This window comes from Lentzea sp. NPDC004789 (assembly GCF_053601075.1).
In genome coordinates this window covers 197,936-218,783 of sequence record NZ_JBSGBE010000008.1, presented here as the reverse complement: position 1 = coordinate 218,783, position 20,848 = coordinate 197,936, and the positions used below count along the sequence as shown (strand labels likewise).

Below are 20,848 nucleotides of genomic sequence, written 5' to 3'. Positions count from 1 at the left end.
ATAGCGTCAGAACGACGAGAGCCACCTGCGATGTCGGAGGTACTCATGTCCCCAGTCCTGACCCGTCGCCGACGTGGGTGGGTGGGCGTAGTGGCGGTGCTGGTCGTGGCACTCGTGGTGCCCGCCGTGCCGGCCCAGGCCGCGAGCGACCGGCCGGTCTACCTGGACACCCGGTACAGCTTCGCCGAACGGGCCGCCGACCTGGTGTCGCGGATGACGCTGGGCGAGAAGGTGCTGCAGCTGCGCACCAACAGCGCGCCGGGCATCCCGCGGCTGGGCGTGCAGCCGTACACCTACTGGAGCGAAGGCCAGCACGGGCTCAACCTGCTGGGCGCCAACACGAACGACGGGGGAGTGGGCGGCGGCGTGCACGCCACCAGCTTCCCGACCAACTTCGCGAGCTCCATGTCGTGGGATCCCGCGCTGCTCTACCAGGAGACGACGGCGATCTCCGACGAGGCCCGCGGCATGCTGGACAAGTCGCTGTGGGGCGTGGCGCAGAACAACATCGGCCCGGACAAGTCGAACTACGGCGTGCTGACCTACTGGGCGCCGACGGTGAACATGGACCGCGACCCGCGCTGGGGCCGCAACGACGAGGCGTTCGGCGAGGACCCGTTCTTCGTCGGCAGGATGGCGGGCGCGTTCGTCAACGGCTACCAGGGCCACACGCCCACCGGGCAGCCGATGTCGCGCTACCTCAAGGTCGCGGCCACCGCGAAGCACTTCGCGCTCAACGACGTGGAGAACAACCGGCACGCGGACAGCTCGGACACGACCGACGCGAACATCCGCGACTACTACACCGCGCAGTTCCGCAGCCTGATCGAGGACGCGCACGTCAACGGGCTCATGACGTCGTACAACGCGATCAACGGCACCCCGGCTCCCGCCGACACGTACCTCGCGAACACGCTGGCGCAGCGGACCTACGGCTTCAACGGCTACACCACGTCCGACTGCGGTGCCGTCGGCGACGTGTACGCGCCGGGCAGCCACAACTGGGCGCCGCCGGGCTGGACCACCGCGACCGTCGACGGCTCGGCCGTCTGGACGAACACCGCGACCGGGGCGAAGGTCTCCGGTGCCGCGGGCGGGCAGGCGTACGCGTTGCGCGCGGGCACGCAGCTCAACTGCACCGGCGCCGAGGCCACCGTCGCCAACATCGAGGAGGCGATCAAGGCGGGCGTGCTCAGCGAGGCCGTGATCGACAACGCGCTGGTGCACGTGTTCACCACGCGCATGAAGACCGGCGAGTTCGACCCGGCCGGCAGCGTGCCGTACACGAAGATCACCAAGGACCGGATCCAGAGCCAGGAACACCAGGCGCTGGCCGCGAAGATCGCCGCCAACTCGTTGGTGCTGCTGAAGAACGACGCGGTTCCCGGCACGAGCGCCAAGCTGCTGCCCGCCGATCCGGCGAAGCTGAACAACGTCGTGATCGTCGGCGACCTGGCCGGTGTGGTCACCCTGGGCGGCTACTCCGGTGACCCGGCGGTCCAGGTGAGCCCCGTCCAGGGCATCACCTCGGCGGTCAAGGCGGCGAACCCCGCCGCCACCGTCACCTTCGACGCCTGCGGCACGTCCACGACGTCGACCACCCCGGCGAAGTGCTCGGCGCAGACCCTGGCCGCGATCTCCTCCGCGGACCTGGTGGTCGTGTTCGTCGGCACCGACACGAACCTGGCGACCGAGGGCAAGGACCGCACCACCATCGCCATGCCGGGCGCCTACCGCTCGTTGATCGACCAGGTCGGCGCGGTCGGCAACCACCGGACGGCGCTCGCGATCCAGTCGAACGGCCCGGTCACCCTCGACGACGTCCGGGGCAACTTCCCGGCCATCGTGTTCAGCGGCTACAACGGCGAAAGCCAGGGCACCGCGCTCGCGGACGTGCTGCTGGGCAAGCAGAACCCGAGCGGGCGGCTGAACTTCACCTGGTACAAGGACGACACGCAGCTGCCGGACGTGAAGAACTACGGCCTCACGCCGTCCCAGACCGGTGGAATCGGCCGCACGTACCAGTACTTCACCGGCGAGCCCACCTACCCGTTCGGCTACGGCGGCAGCTACACCACGTTCGCGTACTCGCACGTGGCGACGAACGCGCGGTCGGTCACCGCGGACGGCCGGGTGACCGTGCACGCCGACGTGACCAACACCGGCTCGGTGCCGGGCGCCACCGTGGCCCAGGTGTACGTGGCCACGCCGTTCACCGTGCCCGGCGTGGAACTGCCCCGCAAGAGGCTGGCCGGCTTCCAGAAGACGGCCGTGCTGAAGCCCGGCCAGACGCAGCACGTCGCCGTCCAGGTGCGGATCAGCGACCTGGCGTTCTGGGACCAGCAGCAGCGCAAGCAGACCGTCTACAACGGACAGTACGCGTTCGGCGTGGGCGCGGACGCCGAGCACGTCGTCACCGCGCGACCGGTGACGGTGAAGGGGACCATCAAGCCCCGCGTCCAGTACGTCACCGTGCAGCCGGCCCAGACGGTGTTCGCGCCGGGCCAGAGCATGGACCTGACCGGCAAGAACCCGTGGATCGCCGACACCACCGGACGTCCCGGCGAGCACCCGGTCGCGGACAGCGTCGTCGAGGCGGTCAACAACGACGAGTCGTTCGTCGACCTGACGAAGGCACACGTCACCTACCGCAGCAGCGACCAGAAGGTGGCCACGGTCAGCAGGACCGGCAAGGTCACCACGGTCGCACCCGGCGTGGCGACCATCAGCGTCACCGTCAACGGCGTCACCGGCACGACGCCGGTCGTGGTGAAACAGCCGTTCACGCTCAGCGCGCCCACGCGGGTGTCACCGGGCACGGCCTTCACCGCCACCACGACGTTGCCCAACCCGGCGAACGCCCGCCCCCTGCGCGACGTCGAGATGACGCTCACCGCGCCGAGCGGGTGGACCGTCCAGGCCACCACGCCGTCCAGGTTCGCCACCGTCCCGCCGGGGCAGACCGTGACCACCACCTGGCAGGTGACCGCACCCGCCACGACCCAGCCCGGCAAGTTCGGGGTCTCCGCGCAGGCGACGTTCACCTCCGCCAACGGCCGCGGCACCTCAAGCGACTCGACGACCCTGATCCTGCCGCACGCCCCGTACCCCTCGCTGGCAGCGGCGTTCGACAACGTCGGCATCACCGACGACAACAACACCGCTCCTGGCAACTTCGACGGCGGCGGCGCGAGCTTCTCCGCCCAGGCACTGGCAGCCGCCACACCGAGCCTGACCCCCGGTGCCACGTTCGTCCACAACGGACTGAGGTTCACCTGGCCGAGCTCGTCGCCGGGCACCAAGGACAACGTGGTGGCCGGTGGGGACGCCGGTGGCCAGATCATCGAGATCTCCGGCTCCGGCAAGACCCTCGGCCTGATCGGCGCGGGTGACTACGGCAGCCCGTCCGGAACGGCGACGGTGACCTACACCGACGGCACCACCCAGTCTGCGACCGTCTCGTTCGCCGACTGGTGGGCCAACGCGGCCACCGGCGGTGACATCGTGGCCTCCGTTCCCTACCTCAACACCAGCACCGGGCGGAACAACCAGCAGGTGAGCATGTACTACGCGCCGATTCCGCTGCAGGCGGGCAAGACGGTGAAGTACCTGACCCTGCCGGACATCAGCAACGGTGCGAACAAGGGTGAGGCGGCGATGCACATCTTCGCCATCGCGATCGGCTGATCGTGGGGGCCTTGCCAGGCGCCGACGGCGCCTGGCACGGCCCTGCGGGCTCACCTGTTCGGTGGGCTCGCCTGTTCGGTGGGCTCGCCTGTTCGGTGGGCTCGCCTGTTCGGTGGGCTCGCCTGTTCGGCGGGCTTGCGTGTTCGGTGGCCGGGGCTCGCTTGCTCGGTTGGCGGAGCTTGCTTGACCTGCGGGCTTGTCTGCTCGGCGTGTGGGCTTGCGGCCTGGCGTGTGGGCTTGTCTGCTGGGCGTGTGGGCTTGCGGCCTGGCGTGTGGCTTGCCTGTTCGGAGTGTGGGCTGCCTGCCTGGCATGTGAGCTCACCGGCTGGCGTATGGCGTGCGTGCCCGGCGTATGGCGTGCTTGCCGGGTGTGTGGCTCGCTTGCCTGGCGTGTGGACTCTCCGCCCGGCGTGTGACCTGCCCACCTGGCGTGTGACCTGCCCACCTGGCGTGTGGCGTGCGGGCGTGCCTGCGCGGCGTGTGGGCTGTCCCTCCCGGCGTGCGGGCGCTCACCCGGTACGGCTAACGTGACGGCGATCAGGCGCGGGAAGCGAGGAACGCATGCCATCGGAGTCCAACACGGTGCCCAGCGACATCGACCTCAACCGCCCCAGCGCCGCCCGCGTGTACGACTACTACCTCGGCGGGGCGCACAACTTCGCCTCCGACCGGGAGATGGCCGAGCGGGCCATCGAGATGTGGCCGGACCTGCCACTGATCATGCAGGCCAATCGGGCGTTCCTGCGCCGCGCGGTGCGGTTCTGCGTCGCCGCGGGGGTGAACCAGTTCCTCGACCTCGGCTCCGGCATCCCCACCGTCGGCAACGTCCACGAGGTCGCGCGGTCGGCCGATCCGGACGCGCGGGTGGTCTACGTCGACATCGACCCCGTCGCCGTCACCCACAGTCGCACGATCCTCGGTGACGATCCGCGCACGTCGGTCGTCCACGCCGACCTGCGGCGCCCCGACCTGCTGCTGCAGCGTCCCGAGGTCACCGGTCTGCTCGACTTCAGCAAGCCGGTGGCCGTGATGATGGTCGCGGTGCTGCACTTCGTGCCGGACGCCGACGACCCGGCCGCGGTCATCGCCGGTTATCGCGAGGCCATGGCGCCGGGCAGCTTCCTCGTGGTCTCGCACGCGACGCACGAGGGGCAGCCGCAGCGCGCGGACGAGCACCAGCAGCTGTACCAGCGCACCGCGACGCCGATGTCCATGCGTTCGCGCGCCGAGCTGGAGGTGCTGCTGGGCGGCTTCGACGTGGTCGATCCCGGTGTGGTGTACCTGCCGCTGTGGCGGCCGGAGTCGCTCGACGAGGTCGACGAGCATCCCGAGCGGTTCACCGGCCTCGCGGCCGTCGGGCGGAAGCGCTGATCAGAGCAGCTGCGCCAGGTCGGTGTGGTTGAGGTAGACGACGATCTCGTGGCGGTCGTCCTCCTGCCGCAGCAGGAACGTCGAGGCGACCGTGAGCGGCCCGGCGGCCCGTTCCGCGAGCCATTCGGCGCTCACCAGGACGTGCCGGTCGTCCAGCCGTTGCTGCCGGGCTGACTGCCGCCGCAACGCGGTGACACCGGCGTCGGCGAACATCTTGCGCCTGGCCGGCAGGGCCGCTCCGAGTTGCTGCGGGGTGAGGGCGAGCGCCCGATGAGGATCCAGTGCCAGGAACGTCGCGGCGAACACGCCGTCCAGCCCGCCGCCGTCACTGCCGAGCCGGTCGTAGTCGTCGAGGAAGGCGGCGACGCTCTCCTCCGGTGAGGTCCAGTCGGGTGTGGTCACCCACCGAAGGTACCGGCGAGATCGCGGGGTTAACGTTGTGCCGCTGCCAGGCGACTCCGGTGGTGACCCCACCGACGGGAGCCCGCCATGGCCTTCTCCTCGTTGACCGACCACCTCGCGTTGCTGGGCTGGACGGCCTCGGTCGCGCTTCCCGGCGACGTCAAGCGCGTGATGGACGCCGTGCAGTCGGAAGCGTGGCCGGCCGGCGAAGGGGTGGCCGCCGCCGAGGTGAAGTCGGCGCAGACGTTGCCGGGCTTCGCGTCCCTGCAGCTCGATCCCGGCCTGCCGGTGACCGTCACGCTGTCCGCGGGGTTCCGCGCGGACATCACGATCGCCGGCACAGGCGTCACCGTGCCCGGCCTGACCGGCGGCACCCCGCAGAGCTCCGGCGCGGGGCGGAGCCTGCAGCGGTGGGTGCAGCCGACCGGCGCTCCGGTGAAGGCCCTGTTGTCGGCGGTGCTCCGGCTGGAGGGCACGCCGGGAGCCGCCGCGACCATGCGGCTGATGCCGAACGGTCACGTGCCGCTGGACCCGCCGTTCATGGTGCTGCCCGGCGGTGCCTTCGGGCTGCACGTGCCGGACGGGCTGGTGATCGACGACGGCATCGCGGTCGACGCCGAGCTGTTCCTGCCGCGCGGCGTGCCCTACGTCGGTGGCACGGTCGCGCCCGTTCAGTTCGCGCTCGGTGTGCCGTCCGGGGTGAAGGCGCGCGCGCAGGTCGACGTGCCCGCGGCGGACGGCAGGCCGCGGATCCGCGGGGTGGTCGAGTGGGACGATCCGGGGGCGTTGTCGCTGGCCGCGTGTGTGCCGACGCTGATCGACCTGAGTGCCGAGTTCGACGTCGACGGCGCGCTCGACACGCCGGTCGGCGGGGTGGTCGTCGCGGCGGGGAGGCCGCTCAGGCTCCGGGCCAGATACGCGCGCGACACCCGGCAGAGCGCCTCCGTGCAGCAGTTCGACGTCACGGTCGTGAGCGACGGGCCGGACGGGCTGGTCCGGGTCGCCGTGGACGACGGGCTCGCGGGCAACGTGGCGGCACGGGTGTTCGTGACCGCCGCGGCGCTGGCCGAGGCGCTGCTCGCGGACACCCCGGCCAGCACCGCGCCCTCCGGCGACGCGTCGAGCGCCGGGCTGGTGTCGTTGCTCGGTGTCGCGGCCGTGCTGTCGAGCTTCTGCAAGCAGGGCAAGGTGGTCGTGCACGGCGTGACCCTGATCGGCACCGTCGGCACGCCGAAACTGGTGCTGGCGCTGGACTACAGCGTCGACGTGCTGGTCAAGTCGATCGACTTCGCCGGGCTGAGCATCGGCATGCAGGACGACGTGCCGATGCGGGTGCGCCACCGCGACGTCCGGCTGGAGATCGACCCGGCCGCGGACGGGCTCGGCAAGTTCCACCTGTCGTTCGACCAGGCGAGCACGGACGTCGAGGACCCAGGACGCTGGCGGGTGCCGGGTGCGCCGTTCGACGTCACCGGGAACCGGGCCGGGCACGGGTCGACCTGGTTCGAGATCGACCTGCGGTTCACCCTCGACCTCGGGCCGGTCAAGGTCAGCGGTGCCACCGTCAGGGCCACCTTCGACGGCGGGCCGGTGCCGGACGTGTCGCTGCGCGGGCTGGACGCGAGTCTGGCCGTGCCGGGCGTGATCAACGGACGGGGCAAGCTCGCGTTGGTGGGCAACGGGTTCGAAGCCGCGCTCGGCGTCGACATCGTGCCGCTGAACCTCGCGGCGGCGGCGTATCTCAAGCTCGTCGGGCAGATGATCGTGCTGGAGCTGGGCGTCGACCTGCCGGGTGCGATCCCGCTCGGGCCCACCGGGCTCGGCCTCTACTCGATCGGTGGCGCGTTCGGCTTCAACGCGCTGCCCGACCTGCCGCCGCGTGACCGGGACCCCGTCGAGTTCCAGCTCGCGTGGACGCCGCAGCAGACCCACTTCTCCGCCGGTGACCTGATGTTCGGCTTCGCCGCGGTGGTGGGCACGTTGCCGGACCAGGGTTTCGCGTTCAGCGCGGCGGGCCGGATCCTGCTCACCGCCCCGAACTTCACCTTCCGCGCGGGCCTCGACGCCGGCTTCCTCGGCGAGCGAAGACGGCTCGCGAGCAACGACCAGCCGATCTCGCAGGGCGCGATCACCGGCGTCCTGGTCTACGACAGCAGCGGTGTGCTGATCGGGCTGCGCGGCAGCTTCGACCTCAAGCCCCTGCTGGAGATCCTGGTCCCGATCGACGCGGTGTTCCCGGGCAACAACCCCGACTGGCGCGTCCACATCGGATCCGACGGCGCCGACGGCCGCACACCGGGACCGGTGCGGGTCCGGGTGCTGCCCGACCTGCTCGACCTCGGCGCCGAGGCCTTCCTCATGGTGCACGGCAAGGACATCCACAACGTCGGCGGGCGCAGCGACTTCGACCTCAACGGGTTCGCCGTCGCGTTCGGCGCCGGCTTCCACGCGGTGTTCGGCGCCGGGATCATCTGGCTGGAGCTCGCGGCGGACGCCCAGTTCGGCATCGGCACCTCGCCTCTCGTGGTGCGCGGCCACGGCCATCTCGAAGGCTCGCTGCACCTGGGACCGGTGTCGATCGGCGCGTCGGCGGACATCGACGCGCAGATCGGGCCGGGTGACGTGCGGTGGGCCAAGTTCTCCGTGTGCGGCGAGGTCGACCTGTTCTTCTTCGAGATCTCCGGCTGCGTCACGATCACCATCGGGGACGAGGACAAGTCCGTGCCCGAACCTCCGGAGAAGGACTGGCCGCTGCCCGAGGTCACGTTGTGCGACCACGCCTACCGCCGCACCGGTGAGGCGGTGAAGGCGGGCGACCCGCCGTTCGTCTGGCCGGACGTCATCCCGCTCCTCGGCTTCCCGGTGGTGCCGGGACCGGCCGGGTTCGCGTCCGCGCAGTTCGGCAAGGCGTTGCTGAACGGGACGACGTGGAAGAGCAGCTACCCGGCGGTCGCCACGAGCACCGGCCGGACCGGCGCCGACGACCTGAGCTACGAGTTCGCGCTCACCGGCCTGCGGCTGATCACCGCGGCCGGCACGCCGGTCGCCGGCGACCTCGAAGCCGCGTGGCAGCAACCGAAGGTGTCCGGTGGCGCGGCGTCCGGCGGTGTCGCGGGCGAGCTGGCCCTGCTGACGTGGCAGACCGCGTTGTGGACCTCGCGACTCGCCGACGGCGGCAAGAGCCTGCCGCACGACCCGCTCGAACCGGAGGTCGGCCACTGCCAGATCCAGCCGCGGGCGGCCGGGGGCTGGGCGCTCGGCGCACCGGCGAAACCGGTCGGCGACGGCTGGCGGATGCCGCCGGAGGCCGGTCCCGGTGACCCGCTGGTGTCCCGGTTCTGGGTCGACGTCGACGTGACCTTCCGCGAGCTGCCGGTGCGGCCGGCGTTGCTCGGCATGCCGGGCGAGGTCAACTACCGGCCCGGCGGCCTGATCGTGTTCTCCGCGCCGCTGTCCGGCGGCGGCCACGACTTCGGCGGCGCGCTGGGCCTCCCCGGGCTCGTGGCGCCTCGGTACCTGGCGCACGAACTGGGTCTGCAGCACGCGACTCTGACCGTTGTGGACGATCAGGTCGTGCCGGACGTGCTGGTGCTGCTGGTGGACGACTTCTCGGCCGGCCAGGTGTCGGCGAGTGGCTGGGTGCCTTCGTACCTGCCCGGCACGGCCGGCCACACCCTCGTGGTGCTCACCAGCAACGCCGGCGTGCTGGTCTCGCAGATCGTGCTCCAGTACCCGGTCGGCGCCAACCTGGCGATCCTCGGCCTGCACGGCCAGAGCAAGACCGCGCGGGACAACGCGGCCGCAGCAGCCGCCGCCGCTGCGGCCGCGAGCAAGGACAAGGGGCTGCTGCTGGGCAAGGCCAAGGGCGACCGCCGGACGTTGCTCGAACCCGGCACGACCTACGGCGTCGAGGTCACCATGGCGTGCGTCGGCAAGCGCACCGACAACGGGAAGGAGGTCGGCAAAAAGGCCTTCACCCACGCCCCGGTCACCTACTGGTTCCGGACCGCACCGGTTCCGGAACCGACGCCACCGCCGAAGGGCTATCCGGCGCTGGGGCACACCGAGGTCGGTGCCACCACTCCGGGCCACCTGGCGGAGAGGCTGGTGGCACAGGACAAGTTCGACGTCAGCTCCCTGCGGCGCTACCTGCTGGGTTACACGCCGACGGATCGGGTGGCGAACTACTACTCCGATGATCCGGTCGGTGCGCACTTCAGCGCCGACCACGTGGGCGCACTGGCGATGAAGTACCAGCACCGGATCTCGTTGGTGCTGCAGCGAACCGACCTCCCGCCGGGCTCACCTCCGCAGCCTCCCGCCGCGATCGCCGCCGTGCTGGCCGAGATCTGGGCCGAGGCCAAGGACCAGCAGCTCGTCGTCGACCAGCGCAAGCTGGAGATGGCCGCGCTCAGCGGCTGTCCGGTGCCCCTGCAGGGAAGCACGCTCGGCGGCCCGGCCGGACTGGTGCCGGGCGCGACCTACGACCTGGCGGTCCAGGTGCCGAAAACCGGTGCGGAACTGGGCATCGCGCTGCCGGGCGTCGTGTTCACCACCTCCCGCTACCGCAACCCGCGCGAGCAGGTCACCGCGCTCGGGTTCACCGCGCCGCTCAACGGTGCCACGACCGGTGACCTGCTCGCGCCCTCACTGGACCTCACCGGCGTGCCCGCCACTGATCGCGATGCCGACTCGGTGCTCGCGGTGTTCCTGGACCAGCTCGGGCTGGCCCTGTGGGAACCGGATCCCGACGGCGCCTGCACGCTGCTGTGGTCACGGCCGGACGCCGGGCCGTGGCGGCTGGGCGGGGTGCTGCTGGAGAGCCCCGAGCCGTTGGAACGCCCGGGCCGCCTGCGGCTGGGCGCGCTGGACTGCATGAGCGTGCCGTTCGACGTGGTGCGCCGCAACGCCACCGGCACCAGGGTGCTGTACCTGACCCGCACGCCGGTCGTGCCGCGGCGGCGCCGGATCGGGCCGATCACCTGGCTGCCACCACTGCTGTCGCTCACCGTGCTCGAACATCCGGCCGCGGCGGCGCAGACGTCGTTCGTGCCGCGCGCGGTCGTCCCCACCTCGCCCGCATTCGCCGAGGAGCTGTCATGACGGCCCTGAAGTCGTTGGAAGCGCTGCTGCGGCTGAGCACTCTCGGCGTGCGCGGAGACCTGGACGCCGGGGACGGCGTGCACGCGGCGTTGTCGCTGCACCCGATCCTCGGCTGGCCGCTGCACCCGTTCGTCTGCGGGGTGTTCGAACCGGAGCAGGTGTTCGACGTGCCCGCGCAGTTCCTGGACCGCGAGGGGAACCGGATCGCGGGGCCGATCGATCTCGACCTGCACGGCCCGGTCGACGTGGTCCTGGGCGACGACTCGGGCGAGCCGTGGATCTGGGTGGTCGTGCTCGTCGACGGGCCCGCCGTGGTCGAGGCGCTGGACACGGTGGGCAACGGCCGGCCGTTCGCCCGGCGGTCGGAGGAGCCGTACTCCTTCGGCGCCAGCGCGATCCGGAGGCTACGTCTGTCCGGCCGCGGGATCGTCCGCAACGTCATGGGTTTCTCCGCTCGGCACGCGATCCGGCAGGCCGAGCGGATCGAGTGGCACCGGCCGTTCGGGCTGCCGATCGGCGACGCGCCGTGGTACGCGGGCGGAGCGGGGGAAGGGCCGGCGTTCGACCGGGTCGAGGCGGGGGCGCCGAGGAGGCTCGGACCACCGGACGAGCCGCTGGGGCCGGGGACGCCGGTCGGACCCGGCGACGAGTCCGACCGCGTGCGGAACCTGCACTCGTCGATCCACCCGTGGATCGACACCGCGTTCTTCGGTCCGGACGTGCCCGATCAGGCGATCCTCAAGCGCACCAACCCACCTGGCACGCTCGTGGCGCCGGGAGCGCACCTGGTTCCGCGCGACACGACGAGCACCACGCCGTGCGTGCAGGCGCTCACCATCCAGGCCGGTGATCCGGGCCTGGCCCGCTACCTGGGTCTCGCCACGGTGCTGCCGATCGAGCCACCTCGTGGCGACCGCCCGTTCGTCGTGGTGGTCGGCGCGTTCTTCGGGATCCACCGCACCAAGCGGCTCGGTCCGTGGCGGCTGCGTGACGTCATCCCGGTGGACACCCCGCTCAGCCAGGTCCTGGCCAACCGGGCCGCCGCCAAGTTCGATCTGACGGCCGTGCAGGACAGGTACAAAAGCCCACGCGAGATCCGTTTCCTGCCGCTGGCCGCCGGGGTCGGCGCGACGCCCGACGTCCCGGACGCGCCCTCGCTGTCGGTGCCACCGGGACGGTGGCACGGCGGTGATGACACGTGGCAGCAGCAGATCCTGCTGCACGGCGCGCCGCCCGCCGGCCCGGTCGCCCTGGCCAGAGGCGCTCTCAGCAGGCATCGGTTCACCCTCGGGCGGGCGGTGGCGTTGTTCGCGGGCCGGGTGCCGAAGGGCGCTCCGGCCACCACGATGACGGGGGAACGGCCGAGCACCCTGTCCGATCCGTCGGTGCCGCCGGAACCGGCGACGTGGCAGGTGGTGCAGGCAGACCGGTTCGGCCGCTGGGGCGCACCCGCGGCGGTCTCCGCGTCGCCGCCTCCCCGCCCCGCGCCCCGGCCTCCGGTGCCGCAGAGCCACGTTCTCGCCGCCGCGCTCGACCGTGCCGACACGAGCCCTCGATCTCCAGGCGAGATCAGGGTTTCCGTCGAGCTTCCGGTGCGGACGGAGGCCGGGGGGCTGCCCGTCGCGAGTCTGGCGCTGACCGTCGCGGGCACGTCTCGCACCGTGGCGGCCCAGGCCGAGATGGTGGAGTTCTTCGACGTTCCGGCGACCACGCCGGGATCGTCGGTGGACGTGGTGGTGGACGCGGTGTTCACCGACACCGCCGGGGTGCAGTCCACAGTGGCCAGTTCGGTCGTCACCGTGCACGACCCCCGGCCGCTTCCGGTGGTGCGCACGGGTCCTGCGCTGCTGTGGTCCGGCCGCCGCGACGCGACCGGTGCCAGCGAGCTCGCCCTGACCTGGCCGGGAGACGCGCGGTACCGGGTGTACCTGACCACGTCCGACCGGCTCGCCGCGGCGCTGGGCATCGGCCTGGTGGACGGCAGGCTGCCCGGTGATCCGCTGCGCGCCTCGCTGGCCGGGGCGATCTGGGCCCGCCGGGCGGAACTGCGGGACAAGGCCGACTTCAGCCTGATCACCGATCCGCCGCTGACCGCCGCGGCGGGCGTGGTGTCGTTGCGGCACAGCGTGCCCGGCAGCCTGCGCGGCGTGCTGTTCGTCCGGATCGTGCCGCTGACGCAGGGCAACGTCGAGTCCGACTTCGCCCAGTGCGGCCTGGTTCCGGTGGCGGTGCCGCACACCGAGCGACCCGCTCCGCCGACCGTGAGGGTCACCGTGGCGGACGACGGCAGCGTCTCCGTCGATGCCGGGTTCGACGGCGAGGTGCGCATCCGGCGTGCTCGCGCGATGACCGCCGAACCGCGCTACGTGCCGGTGGTCGCCACGGTCCGGGGTCCGTGGACCGACAGCCCGCTGGCGGACTACCAGCGCGCCACCTACTGGGCCGAGGCACGGCACGACCCGGAGCCCGCCTTGCCACCGGGGGTGCTGCCGATCCCGAGCACCGTCGGCACCCCCGCGGGCGTCCCCACGGGTGATGTCGAGTCGATGTGGAGCCGGACCTCGTTGCCCGCCACCGCGATGCGCGTGCCGGCCGCGGTCCCGGACCTGACCGGACTGCTCACCTTCAGCCCCGGTGACGTGATCTCGGGAGCGCTGCCACCCGGCAGCGTCCAGCTGTGGGCGGAGACCCCGGCAGGAGCCCTGGTCGACCTGGTGACCTCGCCCACGTCGCCCGCGTTCACCTGCACCGTGCCGCCCGGCGCGGTGAGGTACCACGCGCAGCTCACCGACCCGTTGGGCAGGAAGGGGAGCCTGGTGGCCGTGGAACCGGCCTGAAACACACGGGTACCGAGTTCACCATCCCTTAGCCACACGAAGTAGTGTCTTGGGCACGATCGGCGTGGACGGAGTTCGACATGGCTGAGGCCCGAAGCTCGTCGATCCGTCTGCAGGTCCTGAACGCCGTCACGGACGGCACGCTCAGACAGCTGGAGCTGGACAAGCTCCTGGAGGTCCTGCTGAGGCGCGTGCGCGACCTGCTCGCGGTCGACACCGTCACGGTCCTGCTGGTGGATCGCAGCGGCCGGCAGCTGGTGGCCAGGGCGGCCTCGGGGCTGGAGGAGGAGGTCTTCCAGGGCGTGCGCGTGCCGGTCGGCAAGGGCTTCGCCGGTCGCGTGGCCCAGCTGCGGGAACCGGTGCAGATCGAGCGCGTCGACGAGTCCACTGTGGTCAACCCGCTGCTGTGGGAGCACGGTTTGCAGGTGCTGCTCGGTGTGCCGATGATCGCCGAGGGAGAGCTGACCGGCGTCGTGCACGTCGGCAGCACCACGTCACGCCGGTTCACCGACGACGAGGTCGACGCCCTCCACCTGGTCGCTGACCGCCTCGCGGTGGCGGTGTACATGGACCGGACGCGGTCCGAGCGCGCCGCGGCCGCGCTGTTGCAGGAGAGCCTGCTGCCGGCGCGCCTGCCGAGCACCGAGGGGTGGGAGCTGGCGGCCCGCTACGTCCCCGGCGCGGAGAGCGGTGTCGGTGGCGACTGGTACGACGTGTTCCAGCTGCCCGGCGACCGGATCGGCGTCGTGATAGGCGACGTCGTCGGCCACGGGCTGCAGGCCGCTGTGGTGATGGGACGGTTGCGGAGTGCGTTGCGCGCCTACGCGCTGGAGTACGCCGATCCCGCGGAGGTGCTGGGCAAGCTCGACCGCAAGGCCAGCCACTTCGAGACCGACACCATGGCCACGGTCGCCTACGCGATCATCGACACCGCGACCCACCGCATGAGCCTCGCCTCGGCGGGACACCTGCCGCCCGTCCTCGCCACGCCGGGAGACCGAGCGCGGTTCGCGTCGCTTCCCCTCGGCCCGCCCGTCGGTTACGACCTCGCCAGCACCGGCCGCAGGAGCGTCGACGTCGACGTCCCCGCGGGCACCTTGATCGTCCTGTACACGGACGGTCTGGTGGAACGCAGGGGAGAGGACCTGGACGAGGGCCTGGAGCGGCTGCGCCGGGTCGTCACCTCGACGGACCCGGAGGCGGCCTGCATCCGGATCATGGCCACGATGGTCGGCGACCAGCCGGCCACCGACGACATCGCGGTGGTGGCGATCCGCCACGGCGACCAGGGCTGATCCGCTAGATCTCGCTGCGGTTCTCCACGAGCCACGTCGCGACCTTGTGCAGCTTGAGGTTGCTCGACTGGGAGGTCTCCACCAGCATCCGGAACGCGGAAGCGGTGTCCACGTCGTGCCGTTCCATGAGGATGCCCTTGGCGGTGGCGATGACGTCGCGCCGTTCGACGGCCGTGCCGAGCTGCGCCTCCCGCTGCGCACCGATCAGCGCGATCGCGGCGTGCGTCGCGAAGAGCTGGCCGTCCTGTTCGGTGCGTTGGTCGAAGGCGTCGACGTGGCTGGAGTAGAGGTTGAGCGCGCCGAGCGTCCGGTGGGTCACGAACAACCGGTAGGACAGCAACGAGTGGATGCCCTGCTGTGCCGCCGCTGGGCCGAAGGCCGGCCACCGAGCCTCGGTGCCGACGTCGCTGACGCGGAACGTCCGGTGTTCGGTGATCGCGTCGACGCACGGCCCTTCGCGCAGGTCGTACTGCAGCTGGTCGATGATCTCGACGATGTGGTCGGTCGGTTCGACGGTCCGGATCTCACCGTCCTCGATCAACGAGATGCCCGCGTGCTGGGCGGCCGGGATGTAGTCGATGGCGGCCTTCACGATCGCCCGCAACGTCGCACTGACGTCGGGTTCGGCCTGCAGTGTTCTCGCAACGTCGCTGAGCGTCTCGGCGAGCTCTCTGAGGCCGCCGCCATCAGCCGTGCCCATGATGTCCTCCATCACCATGTCTTGATCGTGGAACCCATACCCTTCTCGGCCGCGAAACAAACATCGGCCTGGTCGTGACGTCGTTCGCCGGAGCTTCCCCGACGTGACACGCTGACCACGTGCGCGCCACCGAAGGGGATCCAGAGCCACTGCGTTCGCTCGTCGACGACCTCGCGGCGGTGGTGTGGCAGGCCGATGTCCGGACGCGCCGGGTGGTCTTCGTGTCACGGCACGCCGAGCGGATGCTCGGTCATCCGGTCCGGCGCTGGCTCGCGGAACGCGAGTTCTGGGCGTCGATCGTGCACCCGGAGGACCGCGCCGAGGTGGAACGCCTGCGCTGGTGCGAGGAGGCCGACGAGTACGAGCTGACGTATCGCGCGCTCAGCGCACGGGGCGATGTCCTGTGGCTGCGCGAGAAGGTCCGCGTCCGCCGAGACGAGGCGGGCGCGCGGCAGCTGCTCGACGGCGTGCTGGTCGACGTCACCCGCGACCGCGCCGACGCCGACCGCGAGCGGTTCCTCGGTGTGCTGGACCGGGAGTCGCAGCAGCTCGACGACGCCGAGGCCCTGATGTCCCTGGCGACCCGGTTGCTCGGCGAGCACCTCCACGTCGACCGCTGCGCCTACGCCAGGGCCGAGGAGGACGAGAACCACTTCGTCATGAGCGGCGACCACGCGACCGGTCTGCCGCCGCTGCCGGGGCGGTTCGCCATGCGGGAGTTCGGTTCCGGTGCCCTGCGCGCCATGCGGGCCGGTGAGCCGTGGGTGGTCGTCGACAGCGCGAACGACCCGAGGCTCGACGAGGACGATCTGGCCGCGTACCGGCTGACCGGCATCCGCGCGGTCATCTGCCTGCCGTTGCTGCGCGGTGGGAGGTTCGTCGCCGCCATGGCCGTCCACCAGGCGAGCAGTCGGCGGTGGACGCAGGACGAGATCGACCTCGTGTCGGTGGTGGTGAACCGGTGCTGGGAGTCGATGCAGCGCGCCCACGCCGACCGCGCCCTGCGGGAGGGCGAACAGCGGTTGCGGCGGCTGATCGACCGTTCCACCGACAGCATCTGGGTGCTCGACCGGGAACTGCGGTTCGTCGAGGTGAACCCGGCCGCGTGCGCGCTGCTGGGGTACCGGCGCGAGGAGCTGGTCGGCCGCAACGCCGCGGAGCTGGTGGTGCTCGACGAGGACCAGGCCCGCCCGGAGCTCGCCGACCAGCAGACCGTGGTGTGGACCATGCGGTGCTCCGACGGCGCCATCGTCGCGTTGGAGCTGAGCGTTCAGCTCACCCCGACCGGACTGCAGGCCATCGGCCGCGACGTGACCGAGAGGCAGCGCGCCGAGGCCCAGCGGGAGCTGCTGCTGCAGCGCGAGCACGAGATCGCGAGTGCCCTGCAGCTGAGCCTGCTGCCCAGGGAGCTGCCCGTGCTGGACCGGCTCGACACGTCGGCCCGCTACCTGCCGGCCTCGACCCACGCGCAGATCGGCGGCGACTGGTACGAGGTGCTTCCGATCGCGGAGACCGTCGTGGGGTTCTCGGTCGGTGACGTGGTCGGCAAGGGGCCTACCGCGGCCGCGGTGATGGGACAGCTGCGCAGCGCCCTGGCCGGCTACCTGCTGGACGGGCACTCGCCCGCCGCGGCGCTGGAGCGGCTGGACACGTTCGCCTCCAGGGTCAACGGCGCCGCCGGCAGCACCTGCGCGTGCCTCACCTTCGACTGGACGACCGGGCAGCTGTGCTGGGCCAGTGCCGGGCACCCTCCGCCCGTGGTGGCGGGCGACGGGGACGCGCGGTTGCTCGCGGGTGGCGCGGGCGCCGTGCTGGGCACTCGCGGACGGGCGCGCTACGGCGAGTCCGGCACCGTGCTGGCGCCGGGCGCGTCGATCGTGCTGTACACCGACGGCGTGGTCGAGCGGCGCGGAACCGTGCTGGACACGGGCCTCGACCGGCTGGTCGGCGTGGTGCGGGCCGAACACGCCAAGGGCGCCGCCGAGCTGACCGACGCCATCATCGACGTGCTGCTCGCCGACGGCCAGGACGACGACGCCGCGCTGGTCGTGGCCCGGTTCCTGCCGCCGCCGCTGCACCGGACGGCGCCGGCCGAGGCAGGGCAGCTGGCCGTGCTGCGCCGCGCCGTCTCCGAGTGGACGGCGACGGCCGGCCTGTCCGAGGACCTCGCCTACGACGTGCTGCTCGCGTACGGGGAGGCCGCCGCGAACGTGATCGACCACGCCTACGCCGGCGGCTCCGGCACGTTCGACACCCACGTCACCCGAGTGGGCACGACGGTGCAGGTCACCGTCGCGGACCACGGCACATGGCGCCCCGAGCCGGAGGACCCCGGTCATCGCGGGCGTGGTCTGCACCTGATCCGCACGATGGCCGACGAGACCGACATCGACAAGGGCGAGTCCGGCACGACGATCCGGTTCGGGTTCTCCGTCGCACCGGCGACCTCACCCACCGGCGCGCCCTCACCGGTCGCCCCGGTGCCGGCCGACACGGTCGACCTGACGGCGGAAGAGGGTGCCGGAGACGTCCTCGTGCTCCGCCTGACCGGTGATCTCGACGCGCACACGTCCGGTCCACTCCGCGACCCGCTGCTCGGACACGTGGTCGGCTCGGCGGACCGGCGCGCGATCGGCCTCGACCTCACCGCTCTCGGCTACCTCAGCAGCTCGGGCGTCGCACTCCTGCTGGAACTCGCGGAGCAGGCGCGCGGAGCCGGGCGCGGGCTGGAGACGATCACGCTCGCGGGCAGCGCACCGGACCGGATCGTCGCGCTGTCGGGTCTGTGTGACGTCCTCGGCGTCCGCAGCCGTCAGCCTGCTCCGTAGCACTGGAAGCCCATGTCGGTGTGGCCCTGCTGCACCGCGGCGAGCGCGTCGGCCGGCGTGTGGCCGTGCGCGAGCAGCCGGTGGAAGCGCAGCATGAGGCGCTTGCTCGCGTGGTCGGGCACCGGGACGACGGACGCGACGAGCGTCCGGGTGCCCAGCGCGAGCAGGGCGGCCGCCAGCCCGAGAAGCTCGTCGCCCGGCCGCACCTCGGAGTTGGCGGTGTCGCACGCCGACAGCACGACGAGCCGCGGAGGTTCGGTGAGCTGTTCGAGGTCGTACACCGTCAACGGGCCGTCGGCGAGCCGCAGCTGAGAGAACAGCGGGTTGTCCGCGCGGAAGGCGCCGTGTGCGGCGACGTGGCCCAGTTCCGCGCCGTCCAGCGCCGCCAGCACGTTCGCGACCGTGGCGCGCCGCCCGGTGAACCGGGACGCGCCCGGAGTCCGCCGAGCCAGTGCCGCGACCTCCGGTGCGGCGTGGTCGAGGCCGGGTCCGGCGGCGAACACGTGGCTGCCGCTGGAGACGCGGGTGCTGGTCACCGCCCGGTGCCACAGCGCGGCCGAGGGTGCCACGGTCAGCGGCCTGGCCGTGCACCCCGGCAACGCCCGCCACGGCAACGCGTGCAGTGCGCCGGTGGGCACGACGACGAGCGGCCGCCCGGCGATCTCGGCGTGCAGCGGGGCGAGCAACGCCTCGTCCAGCAACGCCGACGCGTGGTCGACGCGGTCCGCGATCGCCGCGAGGGACCGGGCCGTGCCGATCTCGTTGGCGAGGTGCCGCAGGCCGAACCGCAGGACCTCGATCTCCCGTTTCACCACGGCCAGCGAACCGAGCTCCCGCAGGCGCAGCCGCGTGCCGGCCAGCACCACGGCGTACAGCCGTTCCCCGGTCTCCACGTACTCGACCAGCGCGGCCGGCCCCAGTGCCGCACGCAGCCCGGCCGCGGACGGCACCCGGTCCGGCGCCCGGATCCCGGTGGCGTGCCGCGCCCGCGCCCGGATCGCCTCCTCCAGCTCGGACTGGCGGCGCAGCAACGCCCGCTGGTCGGTGACGCGGCCCTGCTCGACGACCACGCGCCGCAGCTCGGCGAGATCCTTCGCGAGCTCCGCGTCGTCGGGAGGCCGCACCGGGCGCATCCGCAACGCCCCCGCACGCCACCTCTCCGCCCACGCCAGCACCGCGGCCGGTCGCCGGGACGCGACGGCCAGCTCCAGTCCCGTCGCGGCCAGCTCACCCGCGTGACCGGACGCGTGCGCCCGCAGCTCGGAGGCGCCCAGGCTGTCGCGGAACGCCGCCAGCACGTCCATCCCGGCACGCAGCGCGGCCTGCGCGCCCCTGCTGTCACCGTCGGACAACCTCAGCAGCGCCACCGCGTGCCACGCCCGCGCCCGCAGCTCGGCCGGCCCGGTCCTGGCGGCCCGCGCCACCGCCGCCAGCTCCCGTTTCGCCTGCTCGGTCCGGCCGAGCTCCAGCGCGAGCCGGGCCACGATCAGCCGCGCCTCCAGCGCCTCCACCACCCACCCTGTGCTCATCAACGCCTCGACCACCGCAGTCCCCGCGCGCAACGTCGCGGCCGTGCGCGCGCCTGCCTGCCACCGCGCCCGCAACGCCAGGTAGTCGGCCAGCGCCGCCCAGCCCGGCCGGTTCTGCCGCCTGGCCGACCGGCGGGCCTTGGCCGCTTGCGTCAACGCGGTCGCCGGGTCGTCGTCGGCCAGCGCGGCACGCGCGAGCAGCAGCCTGGCCTGCACCAGGTCCACCGCGTTGTGCTCACGGGCGAACTCGACCACCGCCGCCTCCGCGACCTGTCGGGCGGGAGCGACCAGGCGGACCGACAGCAGCGCCTCGGCCCGTTCGATCGGCAGCAGGCCCGGACTGCGACCCGCCTCCTGGTACCGCCGCGCGGCCTCGTCGTAGGCGGCCAGCGCGGCCGGGACGTCACCGTGCGCGGCCGCCGCCACCCCGCGGTTGTGGTAGACCGTCGCGGTCCGTCCACTGTGGCCGGTCGACGTGTAGAGCCGTTCGGCCAGCCGCAGATCGTCCTCCGCACCACGCCAGTCCCGCTGCTGGGCCCGCAGGATGCTGCGGTTGTTGCGGATCTTCGCTTCGAGCAGGTCGTCGGAACCGCCGAGCAGCTCCAACGCCTCCGCGAACTCGTCGGCGGCCTCGTCGTACCGGCCGATCTCGGTGAGGATCAACGCCCGCTGCATCCGCAGCCGTGCCGCCGACACCCCGCTCACCGCGGGCTGGGCCCGGTCCAGTTCCGACAGCGCCTCCGCCGTGCGGCCGGTGAGCGTCAGCACGTAGCCGAACGACCCCCGCGCCTGTCCCGCCCGTGCCGCGAGGCCCGCGCGTTCGGCCAGGCCGATCGCCTCAGTCAGGTGACGTTCGGCGTCGTCGAGCCTGCCGACGGCCGCGCTCGCCAGGCCGAGCGCGTGCCGTGCCACCGACACCGTCTCGTCGTCACCGCCCAGCAACCCCTCGGCGATCCGCCGCGCCCGTGCCGGTGCGGTGAACGCCAGGTCCACCGCCGCCTCAGCCCGAACGAGTGTCATTCGCGCTGTGTATCAGGGAACGGTGGTTGGGTCATCTGGTTGACGAGATGCTCATCCGTAAGAAGGAAGTGAGATC

At 72.2% G+C, this 20,848-nt stretch carries 9 protein-coding genes; 6 read left to right on the top strand and 3 right to left on the bottom strand.

All coding sequences use genetic code 11. The annotated features are described in order from the left end of the window. Nucleotides 1–81 precede the first annotated feature (81 nt). Both ACWEIJ_RS20675 and ACWEIJ_RS20670 read left to right on the top strand, forming a co-directional pair. Nucleotides 82–3,687: a glycoside hydrolase family 3 C-terminal domain-containing protein gene (locus tag ACWEIJ_RS20675; protein WP_449838801.1), complete on the top strand. Its 3,606-nt coding sequence runs from the start codon at nt 82–84 to the stop codon at nt 3,685–3,687. A gap of 561 nt (nt 3,688–4,248) precedes the next feature. Next, entirely contained in the window at nt 4,249–5,058 is an 810-nt protein-coding gene (locus ACWEIJ_RS20670; RefSeq protein WP_449838800.1) for an SAM-dependent methyltransferase, read from the top strand. Here the strand turns inward: ACWEIJ_RS20670 and ACWEIJ_RS20665 are convergent, their stop codons facing one another. Then, nucleotides 5,059–5,460 carry a hypothetical protein gene (locus ACWEIJ_RS20665; protein ID WP_449838799.1) on the bottom strand — a complete coding sequence of 134 codons (402 nt, stop codon included), beginning with the start codon at nt 5,458–5,460 and terminating at the stop codon, nt 5,059–5,061. 87 nt (nt 5,461–5,547) lie between these two features. On the opposite strand from ACWEIJ_RS20665, the gene ACWEIJ_RS20660 reads away from it, so the two are divergent. From ACWEIJ_RS20660 to ACWEIJ_RS20650, 3 genes are all read left to right on the top strand, one after another. Continuing rightward, nucleotides 5,548–10,563 (top strand): hypothetical protein, encoded by a 5,016-nt coding sequence (locus tag ACWEIJ_RS20660; RefSeq protein WP_449838798.1) that lies wholly within the window; start codon nt 5,548–5,550, stop codon nt 10,561–10,563. Continuing rightward, on the top strand, nt 10,560–13,400 hold the full coding sequence (locus tag ACWEIJ_RS20655) for a hypothetical protein (protein WP_449838797.1): 2,841 nt from the start codon (nt 10,560–10,562) through the stop codon (nt 13,398–13,400). Before ACWEIJ_RS20660 ends, ACWEIJ_RS20655 begins: the two co-directional genes overlap by 4 nt. A gap of 80 nt (nt 13,401–13,480) precedes the next feature. Further along, nucleotides 13,481–14,695, top strand: coding sequence for a PP2C family protein-serine/threonine phosphatase (locus ACWEIJ_RS20650; RefSeq protein WP_449838796.1), 1,215 nt, complete (start codon nt 13,481–13,483; stop codon nt 14,693–14,695). Nucleotides 14,696–14,699: 4 nt separating this feature from the next. On the opposite strand, the gene ACWEIJ_RS20645 is transcribed toward ACWEIJ_RS20650, so the two are convergent. Then, nucleotides 14,700–15,413 (bottom strand): GAF and ANTAR domain-containing protein, encoded by a 714-nt coding sequence (locus tag ACWEIJ_RS20645; protein ID WP_449838795.1) that lies wholly within the window; start codon nt 15,411–15,413, stop codon nt 14,700–14,702. Between the two features lie 101 nt (nt 15,414–15,514). Between ACWEIJ_RS20645 and ACWEIJ_RS20640 the strand changes: the two genes are divergently transcribed. After that, the gene (locus tag ACWEIJ_RS20640) at nt 15,515–18,223 is read left to right on the top strand and encodes a SpoIIE family protein phosphatase (RefSeq protein ID WP_449838794.1); all 2,709 of its coding nucleotides are present in this window, start codon (nt 15,515–15,517) and stop codon (nt 18,221–18,223) included. On the opposite strand, the gene ACWEIJ_RS20635 is transcribed toward ACWEIJ_RS20640, so the two are convergent. Beyond that, nucleotides 18,208–20,772: a CHAT domain-containing protein gene (locus tag ACWEIJ_RS20635; protein ID WP_449838793.1), complete on the bottom strand. Its 2,565-nt coding sequence runs from the start codon at nt 20,770–20,772 to the stop codon at nt 18,208–18,210. The two genes, ACWEIJ_RS20640 and ACWEIJ_RS20635, sit on opposite strands and share 16 nt — an antisense overlap. Nucleotides 20,773–20,848: the final 76 nt, after the last annotated feature.